The sequence below is a fragment of the Hyphomonas sp. BRH_c22 genome, from assembly GCF_000961795.1.
Lineage (GTDB): Bacteria > Pseudomonadota > Alphaproteobacteria > Caulobacterales > Hyphomonadaceae > Hyphomonas.
In genome coordinates this window covers 1-17,478 of the sequence record NZ_LADU01000092.1, presented here as the reverse complement: position 1 = coordinate 17,478, position 17,478 = coordinate 1, and the positions used below count along the sequence as shown (strand labels likewise).

Sequence of the window (17,478 nt, the reverse complement as noted above, 5' to 3'; positions counted from 1 at the left end):
GCTATTCCTCGGAATCGTGATTTTCACTAGGAGGGAGCGGGCGGTCTTCATCAACCAGAATGCGGGTGGCGGCGCCGTCAGGATCATCAAACTGGCCTGATCGGGCGGCCCACAAGAATGCGATCAGGCCAATCAGGCCCATGCCAAGTGCGATGGGGATGAGAATCAGCAAACCCGACACTAGAGCCGCTCCGGCATTGTATTCAGGCGCAAGGCATTCAGTGACACCAGAATGGACGAGGCTGACATGGCAATTGCAGCCACGAGTGGCGTTGCATGACCACTGATGGCAATCGGGACGGCAACCAGATTGTAGGCCGCAGCAAAGCCGAAATTCTGCAGCATCACGACACGTGCCTGCTTGGCTACTGAAATCAGCCGGGGGAGGGAGGCCAGGCCGCCGGAATAGACTGCGTCGCTTGCAGAACGGCTGATATCCATGGCGCCGCCGGGCGTGACGGACGCATGAGCAAGCGCCAAAGCACCGGCATCGTTGAGTCCGTCGCCAACCATCAGTACGCGATGGCCCTTTGCCTGCAATTCCTCCAGGCGTTGAACCTTGTCGCGAGGAGATGATTTCGCGCGCCAATTCGCAATCCCAAGCGTTTCTGCGACGTCGCGAACCGCTTCTTCGCGGTCACCTGACAGGACTTCCATGCCGTAACCGGCACGCTTCAATGTGCGGATGGTCTCGATCGCATCATCAAGAATATGGTCAGCGAAATGGAACTGGATTGGCTGTTCGTCGCCCTTCGAAAACCAGAGGGAGCTGCTCGTGATATCACTCTGATCCGTGCCGATCCATTCAGCAGATCCCAGCCTGCATGTGACGCCGTCGATCAAACCCTCAAGGCCGAGCCCGGGAAACTCCCGAACACCCGATGCGATCGGGCCTGGACCTGCAATTTCGACCAAAGCCCGTGAAAAGGGGTGCCGGCTAGCGCGGGCTAATTGAGCCGCGTCGTCCAGCACATCTGGCGCGATCTCATCGACGAGGCGGGGCGTACCAAGTGTGAGTGTGCCGGTCTTGTCAAAGATCACGTAGTCGCATTGGGCGAGGCGTTCCAGGGCATCGCCCGACTTCAGGAACGTGCCGGACCTGAACAGGCGTCCCGATGCGACTACTTGAGTCACAGGCGCAGCGAGCGCGAGGGCGCAAGGACAGGTAATGATGAGCGTCGAAACACCGATCAGCAACGCCTCGTTCGCCCCCAAGCCTGCCATGAGCCAGCCGAGGAATGCTAGCAATGCAGATGTGTGGACGAACGGGACGTAGAGCGACACAGCGCGGTCTGCGATCTTCCGGTAAGTCGATCGGCGTTGCTCTCCGGCGTCCAGCATCCGGGCAATATCGGAAAGCAGGGAGTCACTCGCCGCACCGATGGCTCGGCCCTGCAGCGGTTGGGACAGGTTCACAGTGCCCGCGAGCAAGCTCATGCCGACAAATGTCGTTCGCGGAACGCTTTCTCCGGTTACCAGGCTGTCATCCACTTCCGAAAGTCCCGAATCGATTTTCATGTCGACGACGGCGCATTCGCCCGGCGACAGGAGAATTCGGTCTCCGGGCTGAATCTCACTTGCCCGAACGGATCTTGCTTCGCCGCCTTCACCTAATCTGGTCACCGTTCGATTGGCCATCGCAGCGAGTTCACGCGCAGAGACGTAGGCTTTCCTGCGCACACGGGCATCCAGAAAGCGCCCAATCAGCAGGAAGAACAGCAACATGACAGTCGCATCGAAATAGGCATGCTCGCCGCCTCTGAGCGTTTCCGATACGCTCACGCAAAACGCGATTGTCACCGCCAGCGAGATGGGAACATCCATATTGGCATGCCCCCGTTTCAGAACGCTCCAGGCGGAACGAAAGAATACGCGGCCTGAAAACAGGATTGTCGGAAACGCTATCAGGCCGGAGATGCCATGCAACATCCTGCGCGTGGATTCACCCATTTCTCCGTGGCCAGCCCACACCGAAACTGAAAGGAGCATGATGTTGGCTGTGGCGAAACCAGCGACACCCAAAGCAACCAGCAAGCTTCGCTCTTCGCGCTGCTCATCGGAAACATTGCGGTTTTGATCCTGCGGCGAGACGCCATATCCGAGGGCACTGACCGCTTGCACAATCGTGTTCGCGCCGAGATCCCCGCGCCACGCCACATCAAGTGTGCCGGTTGATAGATTGAGCCGTGCCGTCTCGACATCCGGTAATGCCTTCACAGCCGATTCGATCCGGTTGATGCAAGCCCCGCATTTGGCGCCGCGTACAGTCAGGCCGAGACGATTTTGCCCGCCGACGCGCCGCACGAAGGCAGAAGAGTCAGGTGCATTCGTCAATTCGGGCGGAGCAAGCCCTGTCGGACAACCGGCCGAAAGGCTGTCGTTGAGCGATGTCATTGCACCGTGAGCACCTTGGCTGCAGAGAATGTGCCGGCCCCGGCTTCGCCGTTCACAACAGCATTTATCCTGACGTGCCACGCGCCCGCCGCGAGGGCCGGAAGCGCGCCCTGAAACTCACCGGCACCTACTGGCAGAAGTTCGAGAACAAGATCACTCTCCTGCGTTGCCGCGCGTCGCAACTCCCCGCCTACGGAGCGGGCAGCCAAGGGATTGCCATCGCGATCAAACAGGCGCGCAACCAGAATCTTCCCGGATTCGGTTTCAACGAGTCCGACCTCTGCCTTCCACATCATGTCCTGCTGGAGCGAACGCGACTCGATCGTCTTATTGTATTGCAGGCCCTGCAAGTAGGAATGCTTGACGTCCTCACCCGGGAACGATGTGATGGCTGCCCACAGGAAGATGCCGTTGACCACAAACATCAATCCGAAAAAGCCCAGCATCCAGATGAGGACATGGCTTCCTTTGAGCGTTTTGGACGTGATGGAAGAATTCGGGGTCACGACTGACATCATTTGGCTCCGGCTGTAACAAACGCGGCTGTGCTCGTGTGGCTCTCACCTGTCTCTGGGTCGGTTATGGTGATCTCCAGAGAAGATCTGTGTGGAAGCGAGGCGGCAGGTGCCGTCACCAGCATACGGAACCTGTCGACGCCGTATTGTTCCAGAGGCAGCTTGGTGCTGATTGCGCCTTCAGTTTTTGGCACACCGATAATCTCGAAGTCCGCGCCAGGTATTCCGGAAATAGAGATAACAGTTTCGCGTGCGGTTGTCGCCTTGTTGATCAGTTTGAGCGTATAGCCATTGCGCACTTCACCGCCTGCGAGTTGGACGAAAGGCGGCGACCGATCCTTCAGGACATTGACCTGGAACGTGGGCTTGTTTGCCAATCCAAACAGGATCAACCCGCTGATGGCCAGCATGAGAAACGCGTAAAGCACGGTCCTGGCCCGTACAAGTTTATATGTTGGCTTCTGTCCTGCTGCGCGGGCGGCTACAGCCAGATCGGTATCGTAGGCAATCAGGCCTGTCGGGCGATCGACCCTTTTCATGATGTCGTCGCAGGCATCGATGCAGAGCGCGCAGTGGATACATTCCAGTTGGGCACCGTCGCGGATATCGATACCCATGGGACAGACCTGAACGCATTGCTTGCAATCAATGCAGTCGCCACGCCCTTCGAAGCCCTGGTCCTTGCGCAGTGCGCCGCGCGGTTCACCGCGATCGTAGCGATACGTCACGTTCAGCGCATAATCGTCTGTCAGTGCGCCCTGGATGCGGGGCCAGGGACACATATAGGTGCAAACCTGCTCGCGCATCCAGCCGGCTAGAAAATACGTTGTGAGGGTCAATATTCCCGCAAAGAAATAGGCGGTGAGTGGGGCTTCGCCCGTGAAGAAGGTGCGCGCGATGGTCGGCGCATCATGCCAATAGAGTACCCAGACTCCACCCGTCAGGAACGCAATTATCAGCCAGACAACATGCTTGCCGATCTTCCTTGCGGCTTTGTTCAATGACCAGGCCGCCTTGTCGAGGCGCATGCGCGCTGCACGGTCACCTTCAAATGCGCGTTCGACCCAGATGTAGAGGTCGGTCCATACGGTTTGCGGGCATGTGTATCCACACCACGCCCGCCCCAGCAGCGATGTCACGAGGAACAGGCCGAGGGTCGCAACGATCAGCAGGCCTGCAAGATAATAGACCTCCTGAGGCCATATCTCGATGAAGAAGAAGTAGAATTTCTCGCTCGAGAAATCGGCCAGGACAGCCTGGTTCGGAATGCCTTCACCCCGTTCCCAGCGAACCCAGGGAAGCAGGTAATAGATCCCCAGCGTCACTGCCATGACGATCCACTTCACCATCCGGAACTTGCCGTGAGCGAGTTTCGGATAGATCTGCTTGCGGCCTTCGTACAAGGACGGCGGCCGTGGCGGCATGCCTGCAGTATGTGTGGGGTTCGTGATCTGGTTCATGACTGCTCTTATTCACCGCCACCGAGTGAGTGGACATAGAGTGCCAGCGCCTTGATTGTCGGGTCGTCCAGTCTTCCCTGCCAAGCCGGCATATGGGCGTTACGGGCATTGGAAATGCTGGCCGTGATATCGGCCGGTCCCCCGCCGAACACCCATTCGTCATCTGTCAGGTCCGGTGCGCCAACATCACGGCTGCCTTTGGCATTATCGCCGTGACAGGAGGCGCACTGACTGGCGAAAAGTGGAGCGCCTTGCGACGCGGCATCCATATCTGTTGCGCGGCCTGAAAAGCTCAATACGTGCTGCACCAAGTCGTCGATCTCTGATGACGTCAGGAGCTTGTCGCGACCGAATGCCGGCATGGCCGAGAATCGGGTCGCGTCATCACCTTCATGTCGGATGCCGTGGCGGAGCGTGTATTCGATGCCGTCAAGTGTGCCTGACCAAAGCCAGACATCATCGGCCAGCATCGGATAGCCTTTGGCACCGCGACCGCCTGCGCCGTGGCACGTGGCGCAATTGTCGCCAAAGGCACTTTCACCCATAGCCATGGCAAATTGCTGAAGGTTCAGGTCATTCTGGATCTCGGTCAGTGAGGCAGTCATCAAGCGCTGTGAGGCGGCGCTGCGCTCTGTCTTCATTGTGGCGACCTTGTCGGCCACCATTGCACGGTCCGAATGTCCCAAAACACCTGGCGTATTCGTGCCACCAAATCCCGGAAGCGCTGGAATGGCAGGCATGAAGATCATGTAGAGAATGGCCCACGCGATCGATATGTACCAGACAATCAGCCACCAGCGCGGAAGCGGATTGTTGAGTTCCTTGATTCCATCCCAGGTGTGGCCGGTGGTTTCCACGCCGCTGTGAACGTCGATTTCATTATGCTGGTCACTCATCGCCGGGTTCCTTGTCTTCGAGAGGCAGATAGGCTGCTTCACGAAATTTGTTCTTGTTCGAAGGCCAGAGGGCATATGCGAGCGCGACGGCGAACATCACGACGAACAGTCCAAGGCCCCATGTTTGGGCAAATTTTGAAAGCGTCTCGTACATTTCCATCTCCTAGCGTCGGTTGCTCAGATCGTCGGCTTCGTACGTCGAAAAATCGACGAGCGTGCCGGTCATCTGGAGATAGGCAACCAGGGCGTCCATCTCGGTGATACGGCTCGGGTCGCCGTCATAATCACCTATCAAGACGGTTCCCGTGCGTTCGGCGGCGGCCTCGTAGCGAGCAACCAGCGCATCCTGGTTGTCATAGTCGGCTGCCGGATCGACCTGGGCGATCAGGTCAGCCTTTGCGTTCTCGATCATCTCGTCAGTGTAGGGCGTGCCCTCCATACGAAGCGCCTTCAAATGATCAGCTATTTCGTCGAAGCGCAGCTCCTTGTCCGAAAGGAACGCGTAGGGAGGCATGATTGATCCCGGCACAACCGATCTCGGATCTTTCAAATGGTCCACGTGCCATTCGTCGGAATACTTGCCTCCAACACGGGCCAGATCCGGCCCTGTCCGCTTTGATCCCCACTGGAACGGGCGGTCATACATGCTCTCGGCGGCGAGAGAATAGTGCCCGTAGCGTTCGACTTCGTCACGCAGCGGCCGGACCATCTGGGAGTGGCAAGTGTAGCAGCCCTCCCGGATATAGATGTTCCGCCCCGTCAGCTCGAGAGGCGTGTAGGGACGCATCCCTTTCACCTTCTCGATCGTGTTTTCGAGATAGAAGAGCGGTGCGATCTCCACGATGCCGCCGACGGCGACAACCAGCAAAATGCCAACAGTCAGAAGCAGTGAGTGGCGCTCAAGGGCCTGGTGTTTTTGGAACAATCCCATTTTTTCCGTTCCTATTCAGCAGGTTGGAGGGTGGAGGCGTGAGCCGGCGCGGATTTGGAGACGTCTGCCGCCTCACCATGTCCCAAAGCCGTTCGCACAAGATTGTATGCCATGATCAGCGCACCCACGAGGTAGAGGCTGCCCCCTGCGGCACGGATCATGTAGCTGATATGCTTGGCTTCGACGGTTTCAATGAAGCTGTACTCAAGGAAGCCGTATTCATTGTAGGCGCGCCACATCAGGCCTTCCATGATGCCAGCGAAGTAAAGAGCCACGATGTAGAAGACGATACCGATCGTCGCGAGCCAGAAGTGCCATTCGACGAGGTTTCTCGAAAAGAGCGCCGGACGCTTCCACAACCATTGTGTAAGGCAATAGAGAGCACCGAACGAGATGAACCCGACCCATCCGAGCGATCCGGAGTGCACGTGCGCAATGCCCCATTCGGTATAGTGAGACAGGGCGTTGACGGCGCGCACACTCATTAGCGGGCCTTCAAAGGTCGACATGCCGTAGAATGCGAGCGAGACGACCATCATCCGGACGACGGGATCCGTGCGCAGTTTGTCCCACGCGCCGGAAAGGGTCATGACGCCGTTGATCATCCCGCCCCAGCTGGGCATCCACAACATCACCGAGAAGGTCATACCCAGTGTCTGGGCCCACTGCGGCAGAGCCGTATAGTGCAGGTGGTGCGGGCCAGCCCAGATGTAGATAAAAATCAGTGACCAGAAGTGTACGATGGACAGCCGGTAGGAATAGACAGGCCGCTGCGCGCGCTTCGGAATGAAGTAGTACATGATGGCGAGGAAGCCGGTTGTCAGGAAGAACCCGACGGCATTGTGACCGTACCACCACTGGGTCAGCGCATCCTGGACGCCCGCGAACAGCTGGTAGCTTTTCGAACCAGACAGGTTCACCGGAAGCGACAGGTTATTGACGATGTGCAACATCGCGATTGTCACGATGAAGGACAGGTAGAACCAGTTGGCCACGTAGATGTGTGGTTCCTTGCGCTTCCAGAGCGTGCCCAGGAAGACAAGCAGGTAAGCCACCCATACGATTGTGAGCCACAAGTCAGCATACCATTCTGGCTCTGCGTATTCTTTCGACTGTGTTACGCCCATCAGGTACCCGGTACCTGCGATGACGATGAACAGATTGTATCCCCAGAACACAAACCAGGGCCAAAGGCCGCCTGCGATGCGTGTCCGGGATGTGCGCTGAACGACGTAAAAGCTGGTCGCGATCAGCACGTTGCCACCAAAGGCAAAAATGACTGCAGAGGTATGCAGCGGACGAAGCCGGCCAAAATTGGTCCAGCCAAGTTCAGGAAAATAGAACAGGCCAGGCCAGGTCAGCTGCAGCGCAATGATGAGGCCGACGAGAAACCCCGCAATGCCCCAGAACATGGCAGCCGCAACCCCGAACTTGACGATCGTGTCTTCATAATAGGTTTCGTCAAACGGGTTGCGGCCGTTAAGTCCGCCAGCCCATATGCCGATCGAAACCAGCGCAAACGCCGACAGGAAGAAGAACAGCCATGCATGGGCCTCCATCATTGGGTCCACGGCATTGGCCGCGATCAATAGTGACCCCAGACATGCAATGGCGACGAATGTCGCGACACTGGCGATGCTGCCAGCTGCCGACGCTCGCGGCTTGGTTAGAGTGCTCACCGGATTTGCCCCTTTTTCAGACCTGCTTGGATTTGGTGCAAAATGCCGGGAGCCGTCCGCAGGTTATATAAGGGTAATTACGGATGGGCTGGGCTGTCGCACCTTTAATACTATCACGTATCACTATAGGAGATTCGGATGAATAGATTGGCCGGTTTTTTCCCGGGAATCGCAATGCTCGCTGTGGGAGCCGCGAAGGTGTGGACGCACACACAATCATTGCAGGCTTTTCTGTCCGTCCGGTGCGGGCCTGAAGGTCTGTCGTCAGCGGCAAACGGTCCCGCATTCTGGACGAGCATGTTTGCGGGCCATTGCTGGGGCTGCCCGGTGTCTTTTGCAGGTGCTGCGATGATTCTCGTCGCGGTAGCGATGCAGTTCAGGCCACAGGTGACGTCACGCTTACGCCTTCGTTAGATTGGCCTGAAATAACGTCGGCAGGTTCCTGCTCGCAAGTTCAGACAGGCTTGTGCATATGAGGTGTGATCTGAGTCGAAGGAAACCACGGCATGACAGAACCAGCTGATGGACCAGGACAAATTCTCTTTTCGGCCGACGATGTCGCCGCACTCCAGTCCCATCTGAAATCCATCCTGGAATCCGTACCTGACGGCATGATCGTCATTGACGAAACAGGCCGCATTCTAGCCTTCAGCAAAGCTGCAGAAGCCCTGTTCGGTTATGAAGCGGAGGAAATTATCGGACGTAATGTACGTCAGTTGATGGCTGGTCGCGACGAAACCAATCACGATCAGTATATCAGCAATTATCTGCAGACTGGCGAGCGGCAGATCATAGGTGTCGGTCGGGTCGTGACCGCGCGACGGTCTGACGGCACCTTGTTCACGATCGACCTCAAGATCGGGGAGGCGAAAATCGGTGACCATTGGCTATTCACGGCATTTGTACGCGATCTGACCGAACAACGACGCGCAGAGATGAGGATGCGAGAGATGCAGTCCGAACTCGTGCATTTCTCGCGCCTGAGCGCAGTTGGTACGATGGCGTCAGCACTGGCTCACGAACTCAATCAACCCCTCACGGCCGTGGCCAACTATCTTGAGGCAGGCCGTGATATTCTTGACAGTCCAGGAGCAGAGAAGCGCGAACTGCTGCGTGAAGCCTTGGACGAAGGGGCACGACAGGCCGTCCGGGCGGGCGACATTGTCCGCAAGCTTCGCGGCTATGTCTCACGAGGGGAGATTGATGCGCGCTCGGTCGAGCTTGGGCCGCTTCTGATCGACGCTGCGGCTTTGGCACGTCTCTCGATGAGCTCCAAAGACGTGCCCGTGACACTCAACGTTGCGTCAAATGTCGGCAATGTCCTGGCGGACCCCATTCAAGTCCAGCAAGTCGTCATTAATCTGGTGCGAAATGCGCAGGAGGCACTGTCGGCTTCACCAAGCCCGAAGATCCGGATCAACGCGGAGCGAAGAGACAAAGGGCTGATCGAAGTTTCGGTTTGTGACAATGGCGCTGGTCTTGATGAAGAGGTCAAGAAGTCGCTCTTCAAACCATTCACGACCTCCAAGTCTGGTGGCATGGGGCTCGGCCTGTCAATCTGCCAGACAATTGTCGAGGCTCATGGCGGTACGATCTGCGCTGATTTGGCCCCGGATGGAGGCACGTGTTTCAGGTTCACACTTCGAACCGATCCGGCTATCAATGCGGGATGACTGATCAACGCCTGATACACTTGGTAGATGATGATGAGGCTGTCCGGCACTCGGCAAGCTTCATGCTGCGTCATGCCGGATTCCTGGTCAAAACCTACGCCGACGGTGTGCAATTCCTGGAGTGCGCACAAACGGCGGATCCCGGTTGCATTTTGCTCGATGTGCAGATGCCACACATGGACGGACTGGAAGTTCAGGAGCGCCTCAATGAGCTCGGATTGGCCTTTCCGGTCATCGTGCTGACCGGTCATGGCGATGTCGAGGTGGCGGTCAAGGCGATGAAGGCCGGGGCTATCGATTTTGTCGAAAAACCTTATGAAAAACAGACGCTTGTGGATGCGATTGTACGCGCTTTCGATCGCATGGATGCGCGCAGCCTGAAGGATGTTCTCGCGGATGAAGCCAAAGGTCGCGTCGAACGCCTTACGCCCCGGGAAAAAGACGTTCTCGTTGGCCTGGTTGATGGTTTTACCAACAAGATGATTGCGGAAACGCTCGATATATCGCCGCGCACGGTGGAGATTCACCGCGCGAACCTGATGGAAAAACTCGACGCGCCCAGCCTCTCCAGCGTCCTGAGAATCGCTTTCGCAGCCGGTATTGGCATGGAGAGCTCGCAGTAGGGGCTTCTACTTAAAGACAGGGCTGACGACGTATTTCAGACTATCTGCTCACCTAACTTTACGCGGTAGAGCATGAATCAGGAAATCCAACCGGTAAAATCTGCCCAAATCGCGATCGTTGATGACAACGAGGCGGTGTGCCGGTCATTGTCATTGCTTTTGCGCGCCAAAGGGTACGGCGTTTCCGTGTATGACAGCGGATTGACATTTCTCGGCAGGGGAGTGGCGCCGGATTTCGATTGTGTGCTCATCGACTTCAAGATGGCGCCACATGACGGATTCGAGTTGCTGCGGGAAATGAGGGAGCGCGGCGAGACAATGCCGGCGATCATGATCACAGGCTGGCAATCCAACGATCTCGAGGAGCAAGCAAGAAACGCGGGTTTCGAGGATCTTATCTATAAGCCAATGCTCGATGATACGTTGATCGAAGCCCTGGATCAGGTTTTGTCCCACTGAACTGCACGGGTCGGAGGGGCGTTTGGGGAAGGGGCCTGGCAAGGCAAAGAGCCCGATTTGTTAACAAGACGTTGCGCACCATAGAGGCAAGCATGCTGTGGTGGACGAGGGAAGCTTGATAGCAACCGCATTTTCCGGCTGCTCATGCTGGTTCGAGATCATGCAATATCACCAGCCGCTAAAGTCCAGAATGGATCGGCTAATAAAATCCATGAGTCGCATAATCATCATTATGGGAAATAATGATGCGGCCCATCATGGCGAGACACGCAGCGTCATGCCGTCAAAACCGGGCTCTACGCCGTCGGGCAACTCTCCCTTCAATGTCTGATAATCCATATCCACGTGCATATTGGTCAGGATCGCCCGTGTTGGCTTCAGTTCGGCAATCCATGCCAGGGCCTGCTCGAGGTTCGCGTGTGTTGGGTGTGACGTGTAGCGTAGCGCATCCACGACAAGCGTTTCGAGCCCTCTCAAATGGTCGAGCGTCTCGCTCGGCAACGCGTTCACGTCGTTGCAATATGCAAGTCCCCCAACTCTGAAACCGAGGCAGCGTATTCGTCCGTGCTCCATATCCAGCGGCATGAGCTCGATTTGTCCCCCGGGTCCGTCAATCGTAAACGGTTTGCAGGGCGTAATATCGGCCTTGGTCTCAAGTATGGGCGGATATCCGCCCATACCCTCAAAACAATATTTGAACCTATTGTGCAGCGACGTGCGGGTTGCCGCGTCCATATAGGTCGGGATCGGGCGTCTCATGGCAATCACCAGCGGCCGCACATCGTCAATTCCGTGCGTCTGGTCAGCATGATCGTGCGAGTAAACGATTGCGTCCAGGTGGCGTACATCAGCCGCAAGTAACTGCTCCCGCATGTCAGGCGACGTATCAATCAGGATGCGGGTCATCACTCCATCTGGGCCAATGCGGTCTAGCAGTGCAGAACACCGCGTCCGGCGATTGCGGACTTCTGCTGGATCACATGCGCCCCAGTCACCGCCGACACGAGGTACGCCTCCGGAGGAGCCCGTCCCGAGCAGCGTGAAGCGATAGCTGGAATCAGTCACGCATCGACCTTTGCGAAAAGCTTTCGCGCATTGGCTTCCGTGATCTGCTTCACGTCCTCAACATTGATGCCTTTGAGCTTTGCAAGTGCCTCTGCGACGTGGACGAGAAAGGCTGGCTCGTTACGGCGCCCTCTCATAGGCATGGGCGCCAGATAGGGACAATCTGTTTCGAGAATGATCCGCTCCATCGGCACATCCGCGATAACGTCGCGAACTTCGCTTGCGCTTTTGAACGACAGGATGCCCGACACTGACACATATGCGCCAAGCGCCAGGCCTCGCTGCGCCAATCGGGCCCCTCCGGTATAGCAATGCAAAAGGGGCTGGAACGCCCCTATATTGTATTCAGCTTCAAGGACATCACCCATCATGTCATCTGCTTCGCGCGTGTGCAGGATCAAGGGCAGGCCCGTGATACGAGACGCCTCAATGTGCTTTTGCAGGCTGCGTATCTGTGCATCTTCCGAGCTGTAGCCGTAGTGAAAGTCCAGCCCCGTTTCACCGATCGCCACCACGTCCGGACGCTCAGCGGCTGCAACGAGATCATCAACAGTGATATCGGGAAAGTCTTTGCTATGGTGGGGGTGCACACCGACGGAACACCAGATGTCGGCATTTGCTGCCGCAATGGCGTGGACCGCCTCGAAATTGTCAAACCGGTCACAAATCGCCAGGAACCGACGGACGCCAGCCGCACGCGCGCGCTGTAGTACGTCTTCCAGATCGTCAGCGAATGCATCGCCGTGCAGGTTCACATGCGTATCAAACATAAGGGTTGCCTTAGCCCTGTCCCACTGAGGAATAAAGCCCGGCAATCACCTTCGCAGCTGTCTGCGAAGCCTCCATGTTCAATGCTTCGGACTGCCCCAGCAGGCGTGATGTCTGCAACCAGGCATCGGCCGACGCGGGGTTGTCATCCGCCCGGTCTGCCAGCCAGTTCAGCACCTCCTCACCAAAGGCCTGAAGTGCGGTTGAGTCCGCATTGGCGGCCTGCACTGCCGCCGTAAGCAAGGCATCATTCGGCTTGGGCATGGATCTCAATAAGGCGCGCGCCGCGTTGGACGCTTGCAGGCCGCTAGGGGTGGATAGCCGAATTCCCAATCCCGGACGTCCTCGCGCCAGGGCCATCGCTTCTTTCGGCGCGTCCGCCATCTTGAGAACTTGAGCTGTATCATCTGTCGACAATGGATTGAGCCGAAGCGTTCTGCAGCGTGACCTGATTGTTGGCAGGATGGGCTTTGAACCATGATTGACAAGAAACATGATGCTCGACGCGGGAGGCTCTTCCAGTGTTTTCAGCAAGGCATTCGAAGCGTTCCGGTTCAACTCATCCAGCGAATCGATGATGCCGACCCGCCAGCCGCCCATCCCGGGTTTCAATGTGAAAAAGTGATTGAGGCCGCGCACCTGGTCGATCGTGATGTCTTGCCTCGGTTTGCCCTTGTCATTGAGTTCGATCTGGACGATGCGGCGATCCGGGTGCCCCCCCGCGAGAAACTTTTGCATCACCGGATCGTCCTCGGGGGCATCAAGCGGCGCTTCGCCCGGCCCTCTCGCGCCAAGGATGAAGGCTGCAAGACGACAGGCGAAGCGTGACTTTCCTATCCCTGTCGGTCCCTCGATGAGCCAGGCATGGTGCAGCTTGCCGCTGGCATGGGCCGCAAGGAATGCCTGTTCGGCTGCCCGATGACCCACGAGAGGAAGTGCCACACTCATCGGGCGCTCATTTGCTGGGCCAAGAAGGCCTGAATCTCCGACCACACAGCGTCAGCGACCACGGAGGCTTCCTCGGAAGCATCAATCAAGCGACATCTTTTTGGTTCCGATTTAGCGAGATCAATGAACGCGGCGCGCACCTCGGTATGGAACGCGCTCGATCGGCTCTCGAATGAATCCTTCACTTGGCTGCGGTTCTCCCTTCGCGCATCCGTCGTTGACGGTGGGGCGTCCAGGACAAATGTTAGGTCAGGCTGAGTCTCGCCAATCACAGACGCTTCGAAGCTCTTGAGCACATCAAGCGGGACGCCCCCTTTCACGCTCTGGTACACACGCGTTGAGTCGGAAAACCGGTCACAGATCACCCATTTGCCGCTTTCAAGCGCTGGCCTGATGACTCTGTCGAGATGGTCGCTTCGCGCTGCATTCATCAGCAAGGCTTCGGCCATCGACGACCAGTAGTTTCCGGGCGGTGGATGAAGCGCGAGGTCCCTGACCAGTTCTGCGAGCGGCGTTCCGCCGGGTTCACGAGTGGTCACCACATCGAGGCCGGCGGCAACAAGGCGTTCAGCCAGTGCGCTTTGCAAGGTCGACTTCCCGACACCTTCACCGCCTTCAAGCGTTATGAACCGCCCGCGCTTCGTATCAGCCATCATCGCCCGACATCAATGCGCTCAATCCGTCTATGGCGCGGCCGAAGAAACCAAGCTTCTTGACAGGCGCTTCGGCGATTATGGGTGCCTCCACCGGTTCACGTCCGGCCAGTGTGACAACCAGCCGCCCGACACGGTCACCTTTCGCAATGGGAGCCTGCAATGCCTGATCGAGCACAATCTCTGTTTTCGCCTTGTCAAAAGCAGCCTTGTGTCCTGCAATCAGCATTGGCTCTGCGAGCGACACCGGAACGGTGCGCTGCTGGCCGAGCCAGACTTTTTGGTCGGGGAGGACGACATTCTCGGGCGCGATGGTTTTCAGTTCAAAGCTTTGAAACGCGAGACGGAGCATGCGTTCAGCTTCAGAGGCTCTTGCAGCCATCGAATCCAGACCGTTGATCACGATCGTTCTGCGTACGCCGTCACGAACCGCTGATCCTGTCAGCCCATATCCCGAAGCTTCCAGATGTCCGGTTTTTAGCCCGTCCGCGCCCTCAACGCCGAGCAGAGGATTTCGGTTAGGCTGCGTGTATTCGCGCCACGAATAGGCGGGCAGGTCATACCAGTCATAATATTCCGGGAAGTCATCGATGGTGAGCTTTGCGAGCCGCGCGAGGTCCTCGGCAGAAATGACGTGCCCAACATCTTCAAGGCCAGTCGCGTTGAGGAAGTTGGCCGATTTCAGGCCTTTCTCATGTGCGAGTTGGGTCATGCGTTTTGCAAACGCTTCCTCCGATCCGGAGATGCCTTCGGCCAACACGATACAGGCGTCATTGCCGGACATGACGATAACGCCATGCAGGAGTTCTTCGATGGTCGGAGTGTCCTTCGGAACGAGCCCCATCGTGGACGTGCCGGATGGAAACCCGCCACGCCGCCACGCATCGGCGCTGACCGTGAGGCGATCTGTCAGTTTCAGTTCGCCGCGCTTCACCATGTCGAAGACAAGGTAGGCAGTCATCATCTTGGTCATGGAGGCGGGGATCATCGGTTGCGATCCGTCCTTGGAATAGAGGATTTCGCCCGTCGAATGGTCCATGATCACAGCGTATTGCGCAGGCGTGTCAATGATTTGCGCCTTGGCGGGCGCAACCAGCACCGAAAGCAGTGCCACGATGGCCAGGACATGTGTTTGGCGCTTCATGAGAGAGGGCCTCCATTGTAAAAGATGAGGGCTTCATGACGAGCGGCCCTTATTCCCGTTTAATTGGGAAAAAGGGCCGGTTTGTGGTCAGCGTCAATGGGGTGTTCTGTAGCGGCAGCTAGTCGGCGGAAACAACGCGGCCATTGGCAACGCCGCGAAATGCCAGATCGTCCCGCATTTCCGCTGCTGAATGCCGGTCGTCGAAAGGCCCGACACGAACACGGAAATAGTCTGCGCCATTCACACGGGCTGGAATGATCGTGACAGAAAGGTCGCTTCCGAGCGATTTCTGGAACGTCTGGGCATTCCCGATATCGGAAAAAGAGCCAACCTGGACGAAATAGCTGCCCTGCCCTGTCTGTTCTGGACGCCCGAATTGTACAGTGTCGGAGAGATTCGCCGAGGCATACTGAACGGGTGCCGCCTTATCTTGGTCTGTTCCGATCGTATAAGTCGCGGGCACAACACGTTCAGGTGCAACAGATGGGCTAAGGGCGACTGTTCGTCCACTCACCGGCGCGGCACCAAGGTAGCGAACCCGGATATTGGCGCGACCGTCGGATCCAAACGCCAGTGCACTGGCCGCGCGCTTGGAGAGCTGCAGCGACGCGCCATCTTCAAATGGCCCGCGGTCATTCACCCGCACGACCACCTCTTTCTGCGTATCGACATTGATGACCTGGATCAGGCTGGGTAGCGGAAGGGTTGGGTGCGCAGCTGTCAGGCCGTCCTGGTCGAAAACTTCACCGTTCGCGGTTGGAAGACCTGAAAATTCGTCGCCATAAGTGACGCCAACACCTGTTTCGTCGAATACCGGGCCGGATTCCGGGGCGACGAAAATCGTGCTTGCCGGAGCTGCGCTCGCCTGTATTGCGCTTGTGAAGCGCGGCTCTTCTGCGGGTTCGAATGGCTCCAAGGACGCCAGCGCCTCGGATTCAACTTGTGCCGCCTGGCGGTTGGCCGCGATCCGGGCTGCCGCTGTATCCGCATCAAAACTGTTGGGCGTCAGCATTTGTGTTGCTGCGCTTGATGGTGCCGACATCTGCGGCACACTTGTGCTCGCATAGTCCCGGGTCGCCGCCGGTGCAGGTGCAGGTGCCGTGGCCGTTGCACTGCCCTGCCCCGGATAACGGAATGCGATGCGTTTTCCTTCTTCGCCCGGTGCCGGCGCCGATATTCGCTGCGGTGATCCAGCCGCAGGCGCTCTGCCTTGAGGGGCCGGAGCACTTTGCCCTGCATAAATTATCGGCGCAGGGTTTCGCTGGCCCGCATAGGCCGGCCCACTCGCAGAGAGTGCGATTGCACTGGCAGCAAGGAAACAACTAAACTGGGCGGATCGACGCTGTGTCGTAAAACGCATTGCGAAACGTGAACCTCATTCTGTGGTCTCGGGCTCGACCTTCAGGTCGCTTCAGACGGCTGTTCTGCCGACTTCAATTCTGATGGTTACCACAGGGAGATGCACAGCCAATGAACCCGGCATTCAGGATTGGCCGACCTCGGCAAGGGAGCGTTAATGATTGGCCAGGAAACGCGAATGCCCCGGTGCGCACATCGGGACTTGCAAACCGGCGTTCAGTATATCAAACACGGCGCGCCGGAGGAGTGGCAGAGTGGTTGAATGCGGCGGTCTTGAAAACCGTTGAGCCTTCGCGGGCTCCGGGGGTTCGAATCCCTCCTCCTCCGCCAGCCAAATCTTGTGTCCGGCCCGGACACATAGGTAACAGTATGTACCGGAGAGATGGGTTACACTTTTGCTCCGAACGGGTTGTCGATTGTCTGCAGGGTTCTCTGCTCGAGGTCAACGTATCCGAGGTCATAGTGCATGAAGGAGACGAGCCATATGCCGTCGTCGACCTCCTTTACGCCGACACGCTGACCCGCGAGCACGGTGGAGATGTTGATTTTTTTCCGATGCATGCAGATCCGGCCGCAGGCGGTTATCAGGACCTCGCGATCATGGAAGGGATAATCGATGTCTGGCAGGCCGTCATAGATGCGCGATGACGGCGTGTAGATCTCTGCAGGGGTCGCCATGGCGAGGCCTTCATGCGGACGTTCTGTGTTATATTCCCTGACGAAGTCATCGAACCGCACCTGCTGTTGCAGGTGATTTTCGCAGGCCGGCCGGGTGGTTTCCTGCTTCAGGGTCAGGTGCATGCGCTCATGCCGGCCATTCTGCTGCGGATGGCCTGGCTTGATGCGTTCGATGGCGATGCCGAGTCTGAGCCACCAGACAGAGAGTTTCGAGAGATTGTAGAGCCCGTTGG

Annotated in this window: 18 protein-coding genes and 1 tRNA gene; 4 read left to right on the top strand and 15 right to left on the bottom strand. The window is 57.6% G+C overall.

Features of this window, described 5'->3' with window-relative positions:
- Position 1: 1 nt before the first annotated feature.
- Genes ccoS through ccoN form a run of 8 tightly spaced genes read right to left on the bottom strand, consistent with a single transcriptional unit; the run spans position 2 to position 7,758 of the window.
- Positions 2-181: a cbb3-type cytochrome oxidase assembly protein CcoS gene (gene ccoS / locus VR74_RS12735; protein ID WP_045697355.1), complete on the bottom strand. Its 180-nt coding sequence runs from the start codon at positions 179-181 to the stop codon at positions 2-4.
- Complete coding sequence (locus tag VR74_RS12730) at positions 181-2,394, bottom strand: heavy metal translocating P-type ATPase (RefSeq protein ID WP_299950419.1); 2,214 nt, start codon at positions 2,392-2,394, stop codon at positions 181-183. The genes ccoS and VR74_RS12730 overlap by 1 nt, the downstream gene beginning before the upstream one ends.
- Positions 2,391-2,909: a FixH family protein gene (locus VR74_RS21030; protein WP_299950416.1), complete on the bottom strand. Its 519-nt coding sequence runs from the start codon at positions 2,907-2,909 to the stop codon at positions 2,391-2,393. Before VR74_RS21030 ends, VR74_RS12730 begins: the two co-directional genes overlap by 4 nt.
- Positions 2,909-4,369, bottom strand: coding sequence for a cytochrome c oxidase accessory protein CcoG (gene ccoG, locus VR74_RS12720; protein WP_045697353.1), 1,461 nt, complete (start codon positions 4,367-4,369; stop codon positions 2,909-2,911). The genes VR74_RS21030 and ccoG overlap by 1 nt, the downstream gene beginning before the upstream one ends.
- 8 nt (positions 4,370-4,377) lie before the next feature.
- Positions 4,378-5,265 carry a cytochrome-c oxidase, cbb3-type subunit III gene (gene ccoP, locus VR74_RS12715; RefSeq protein ID WP_045697351.1) on the bottom strand — a complete coding sequence of 296 codons (888 nt, stop codon included), beginning with the start codon at positions 5,263-5,265 and terminating at the stop codon, positions 4,378-4,380.
- Complete coding sequence (locus VR74_RS12710) at positions 5,258-5,419, bottom strand: cbb3-type cytochrome c oxidase subunit 3 (RefSeq protein ID WP_045697349.1); 162 nt, start codon at positions 5,417-5,419, stop codon at positions 5,258-5,260. The genes ccoP and VR74_RS12710 overlap by 8 nt, the downstream gene beginning before the upstream one ends.
- Positions 5,420-5,428: 9 nt before the next feature.
- The gene (ccoO, locus tag VR74_RS12705; RefSeq protein ID WP_045697347.1) at positions 5,429-6,196 is read right to left on the bottom strand and encodes a cytochrome-c oxidase, cbb3-type subunit II; all 768 of its coding nucleotides are present in this window, start codon (positions 6,194-6,196) and stop codon (positions 5,429-5,431) included.
- A gap of 11 nt (positions 6,197-6,207) precedes the next feature.
- The gene (gene ccoN / locus VR74_RS12700; protein ID WP_366462587.1) at positions 6,208-7,758 is read right to left on the bottom strand and encodes a cytochrome-c oxidase, cbb3-type subunit I; all 1,551 of its coding nucleotides are present in this window, start codon (positions 7,756-7,758) and stop codon (positions 6,208-6,210) included.
- Positions 7,759-8,381: 623 nt separating this feature from the next.
- Here ccoN and VR74_RS12695 point away from each other — a divergent pair.
- From VR74_RS12695 to VR74_RS12685, 3 genes are all read left to right on the top strand, one after another.
- Positions 8,382-9,548 (top strand): PAS domain S-box protein, encoded by a 1,167-nt coding sequence (locus VR74_RS12695; RefSeq protein WP_299950410.1) that lies wholly within the window; start codon positions 8,382-8,384, stop codon positions 9,546-9,548.
- Complete coding sequence (locus tag VR74_RS12690; protein WP_045697345.1) at positions 9,545-10,171, top strand: response regulator; 627 nt, start codon at positions 9,545-9,547, stop codon at positions 10,169-10,171. Before VR74_RS12695 ends, VR74_RS12690 begins: the two co-directional genes overlap by 4 nt.
- 72 nt (positions 10,172-10,243) lie before the next feature.
- Complete coding sequence (locus tag VR74_RS12685; protein WP_045697343.1) at positions 10,244-10,630, top strand: response regulator; 387 nt, start codon at positions 10,244-10,246, stop codon at positions 10,628-10,630.
- A 255-nt stretch (positions 10,631-10,885) separates the two neighbouring features.
- On the opposite strand, the gene VR74_RS12680 is transcribed toward VR74_RS12685, so the two are convergent.
- From VR74_RS12680 to VR74_RS21025, 6 genes are all read right to left on the bottom strand, one after another.
- Entirely contained in the window at positions 10,886-11,695 is an 810-nt protein-coding gene (locus VR74_RS12680) for an MBL fold metallo-hydrolase (RefSeq protein WP_045697341.1), read from the bottom strand.
- Complete coding sequence (locus tag VR74_RS12675; protein ID WP_045697339.1) at positions 11,692-12,465, bottom strand: TatD family hydrolase; 774 nt, start codon at positions 12,463-12,465, stop codon at positions 11,692-11,694. Before VR74_RS12675 ends, VR74_RS12680 begins: the two co-directional genes overlap by 4 nt.
- Positions 12,466-12,475: 10 nt before the next feature.
- On the bottom strand, positions 12,476-13,411 hold the full coding sequence (locus VR74_RS12670) for a DNA polymerase III subunit delta' (protein WP_045697337.1): 936 nt from the start codon (positions 13,409-13,411) through the stop codon (positions 12,476-12,478).
- On the bottom strand, positions 13,408-14,064 hold the full coding sequence (gene tmk, locus VR74_RS12665; protein WP_045697335.1) for a dTMP kinase: 657 nt from the start codon (positions 14,062-14,064) through the stop codon (positions 13,408-13,410). Before tmk ends, VR74_RS12670 begins: the two co-directional genes overlap by 4 nt.
- Positions 14,057-15,208, bottom strand: a complete 1,152-nt coding sequence (locus VR74_RS12660; protein WP_045697333.1) for a D-alanyl-D-alanine carboxypeptidase family protein — start codon at positions 15,206-15,208, stop codon at positions 14,057-14,059. The genes tmk and VR74_RS12660 overlap by 8 nt, the downstream gene beginning before the upstream one ends.
- Positions 15,209-15,326: 118 nt before the next feature.
- Positions 15,327-16,220: an SPOR domain-containing protein gene (locus VR74_RS21025; protein ID WP_299950408.1), complete on the bottom strand. Its 894-nt coding sequence runs from the start codon at positions 16,218-16,220 to the stop codon at positions 15,327-15,329.
- A 587-nt stretch (positions 16,221-16,807) separates the two neighbouring features.
- Between VR74_RS21025 and VR74_RS12650 the strand changes: the two genes are divergently transcribed.
- Positions 16,808-16,897 (top strand) — tRNA-Ser (locus VR74_RS12650).
- Between the two features lie 57 nt (positions 16,898-16,954).
- Here the strand turns inward: VR74_RS12650 and VR74_RS12645 are convergent.
- The coding region (locus VR74_RS12645; protein WP_045696099.1) for an integrase core domain-containing protein at positions 16,955-17,478 on the bottom strand (524 nt) is incomplete at its 5' end.

Bases quoted from the DNA above. Each gene is read 5' to 3' on its own strand.
- VR74_RS12730 (WP_299950419.1), bottom strand. From the start codon at position 2,394: ATGACATCGCTCAACGACAGCCTTTCGGCCGGTTGTCCGACAGGGCTT.
- VR74_RS21030 (WP_299950416.1), bottom strand. From the start codon at position 2,909: ATGTCAGTCGTGACCCCGAATTCTTCCATCACGTCCAAAACGCTCAAA.
- ccoG (WP_045697353.1), bottom strand. From the start codon at position 4,369: ATGAACCAGATCACGAACCCCACACATACTGCAGGCATGCCGCCACGG.
- ccoP (WP_045697351.1), bottom strand. From the start codon at position 5,265: ATGAGTGACCAGCATAATGAAATCGACGTTCACAGCGGCGTGGAAACC.
- VR74_RS12710 (WP_045697349.1), bottom strand. From the start codon at position 5,419: ATGTACGAGACGCTTTCAAAATTTGCCCAAACATGGGGCCTTGGACTG.
- ccoO (WP_045697347.1), bottom strand. From the start codon at position 6,196: ATGGGATTGTTCCAAAAACACCAGGCCCTTGAGCGCCACTCACTGCTT.
- ccoN (WP_366462587.1), bottom strand. From the start codon at position 7,758: ATGATGGAGGCCCATGCATGGCTGTTCTTCTTCCTGTCGGCGTTTGCG.
- VR74_RS12695 (WP_299950410.1), top strand. From the start codon at position 8,382: ATGACAGAACCAGCTGATGGACCAGGACAAATTCTCTTTTCGGCCGAC.
- VR74_RS12690 (WP_045697345.1), top strand. From the start codon at position 9,545: ATGACTGATCAACGCCTGATACACTTGGTAGATGATGATGAGGCTGTC.
- VR74_RS12685 (WP_045697343.1), top strand. From the start codon at position 10,244: ATGAATCAGGAAATCCAACCGGTAAAATCTGCCCAAATCGCGATCGTT.
- VR74_RS12675 (WP_045697339.1), bottom strand. From the start codon at position 12,465: ATGTTTGATACGCATGTGAACCTGCACGGCGATGCATTCGCTGACGAT.
- VR74_RS12670 (WP_045697337.1), bottom strand. From the start codon at position 13,411: ATGAGTGTGGCACTTCCTCTCGTGGGTCATCGGGCAGCCGAACAGGCA.
- tmk (WP_045697335.1), bottom strand. From the start codon at position 14,064: ATGGCTGATACGAAGCGCGGGCGGTTCATAACGCTTGAAGGCGGTGAA.
- VR74_RS12660 (WP_045697333.1), bottom strand. From the start codon at position 15,208: ATGAAGCGCCAAACACATGTCCTGGCCATCGTGGCACTGCTTTCGGTG.
- VR74_RS21025 (WP_299950408.1), bottom strand. From the start codon at position 16,220: ATGCTGACGCCCAACAGTTTTGATGCGGATACAGCGGCAGCCCGGATC.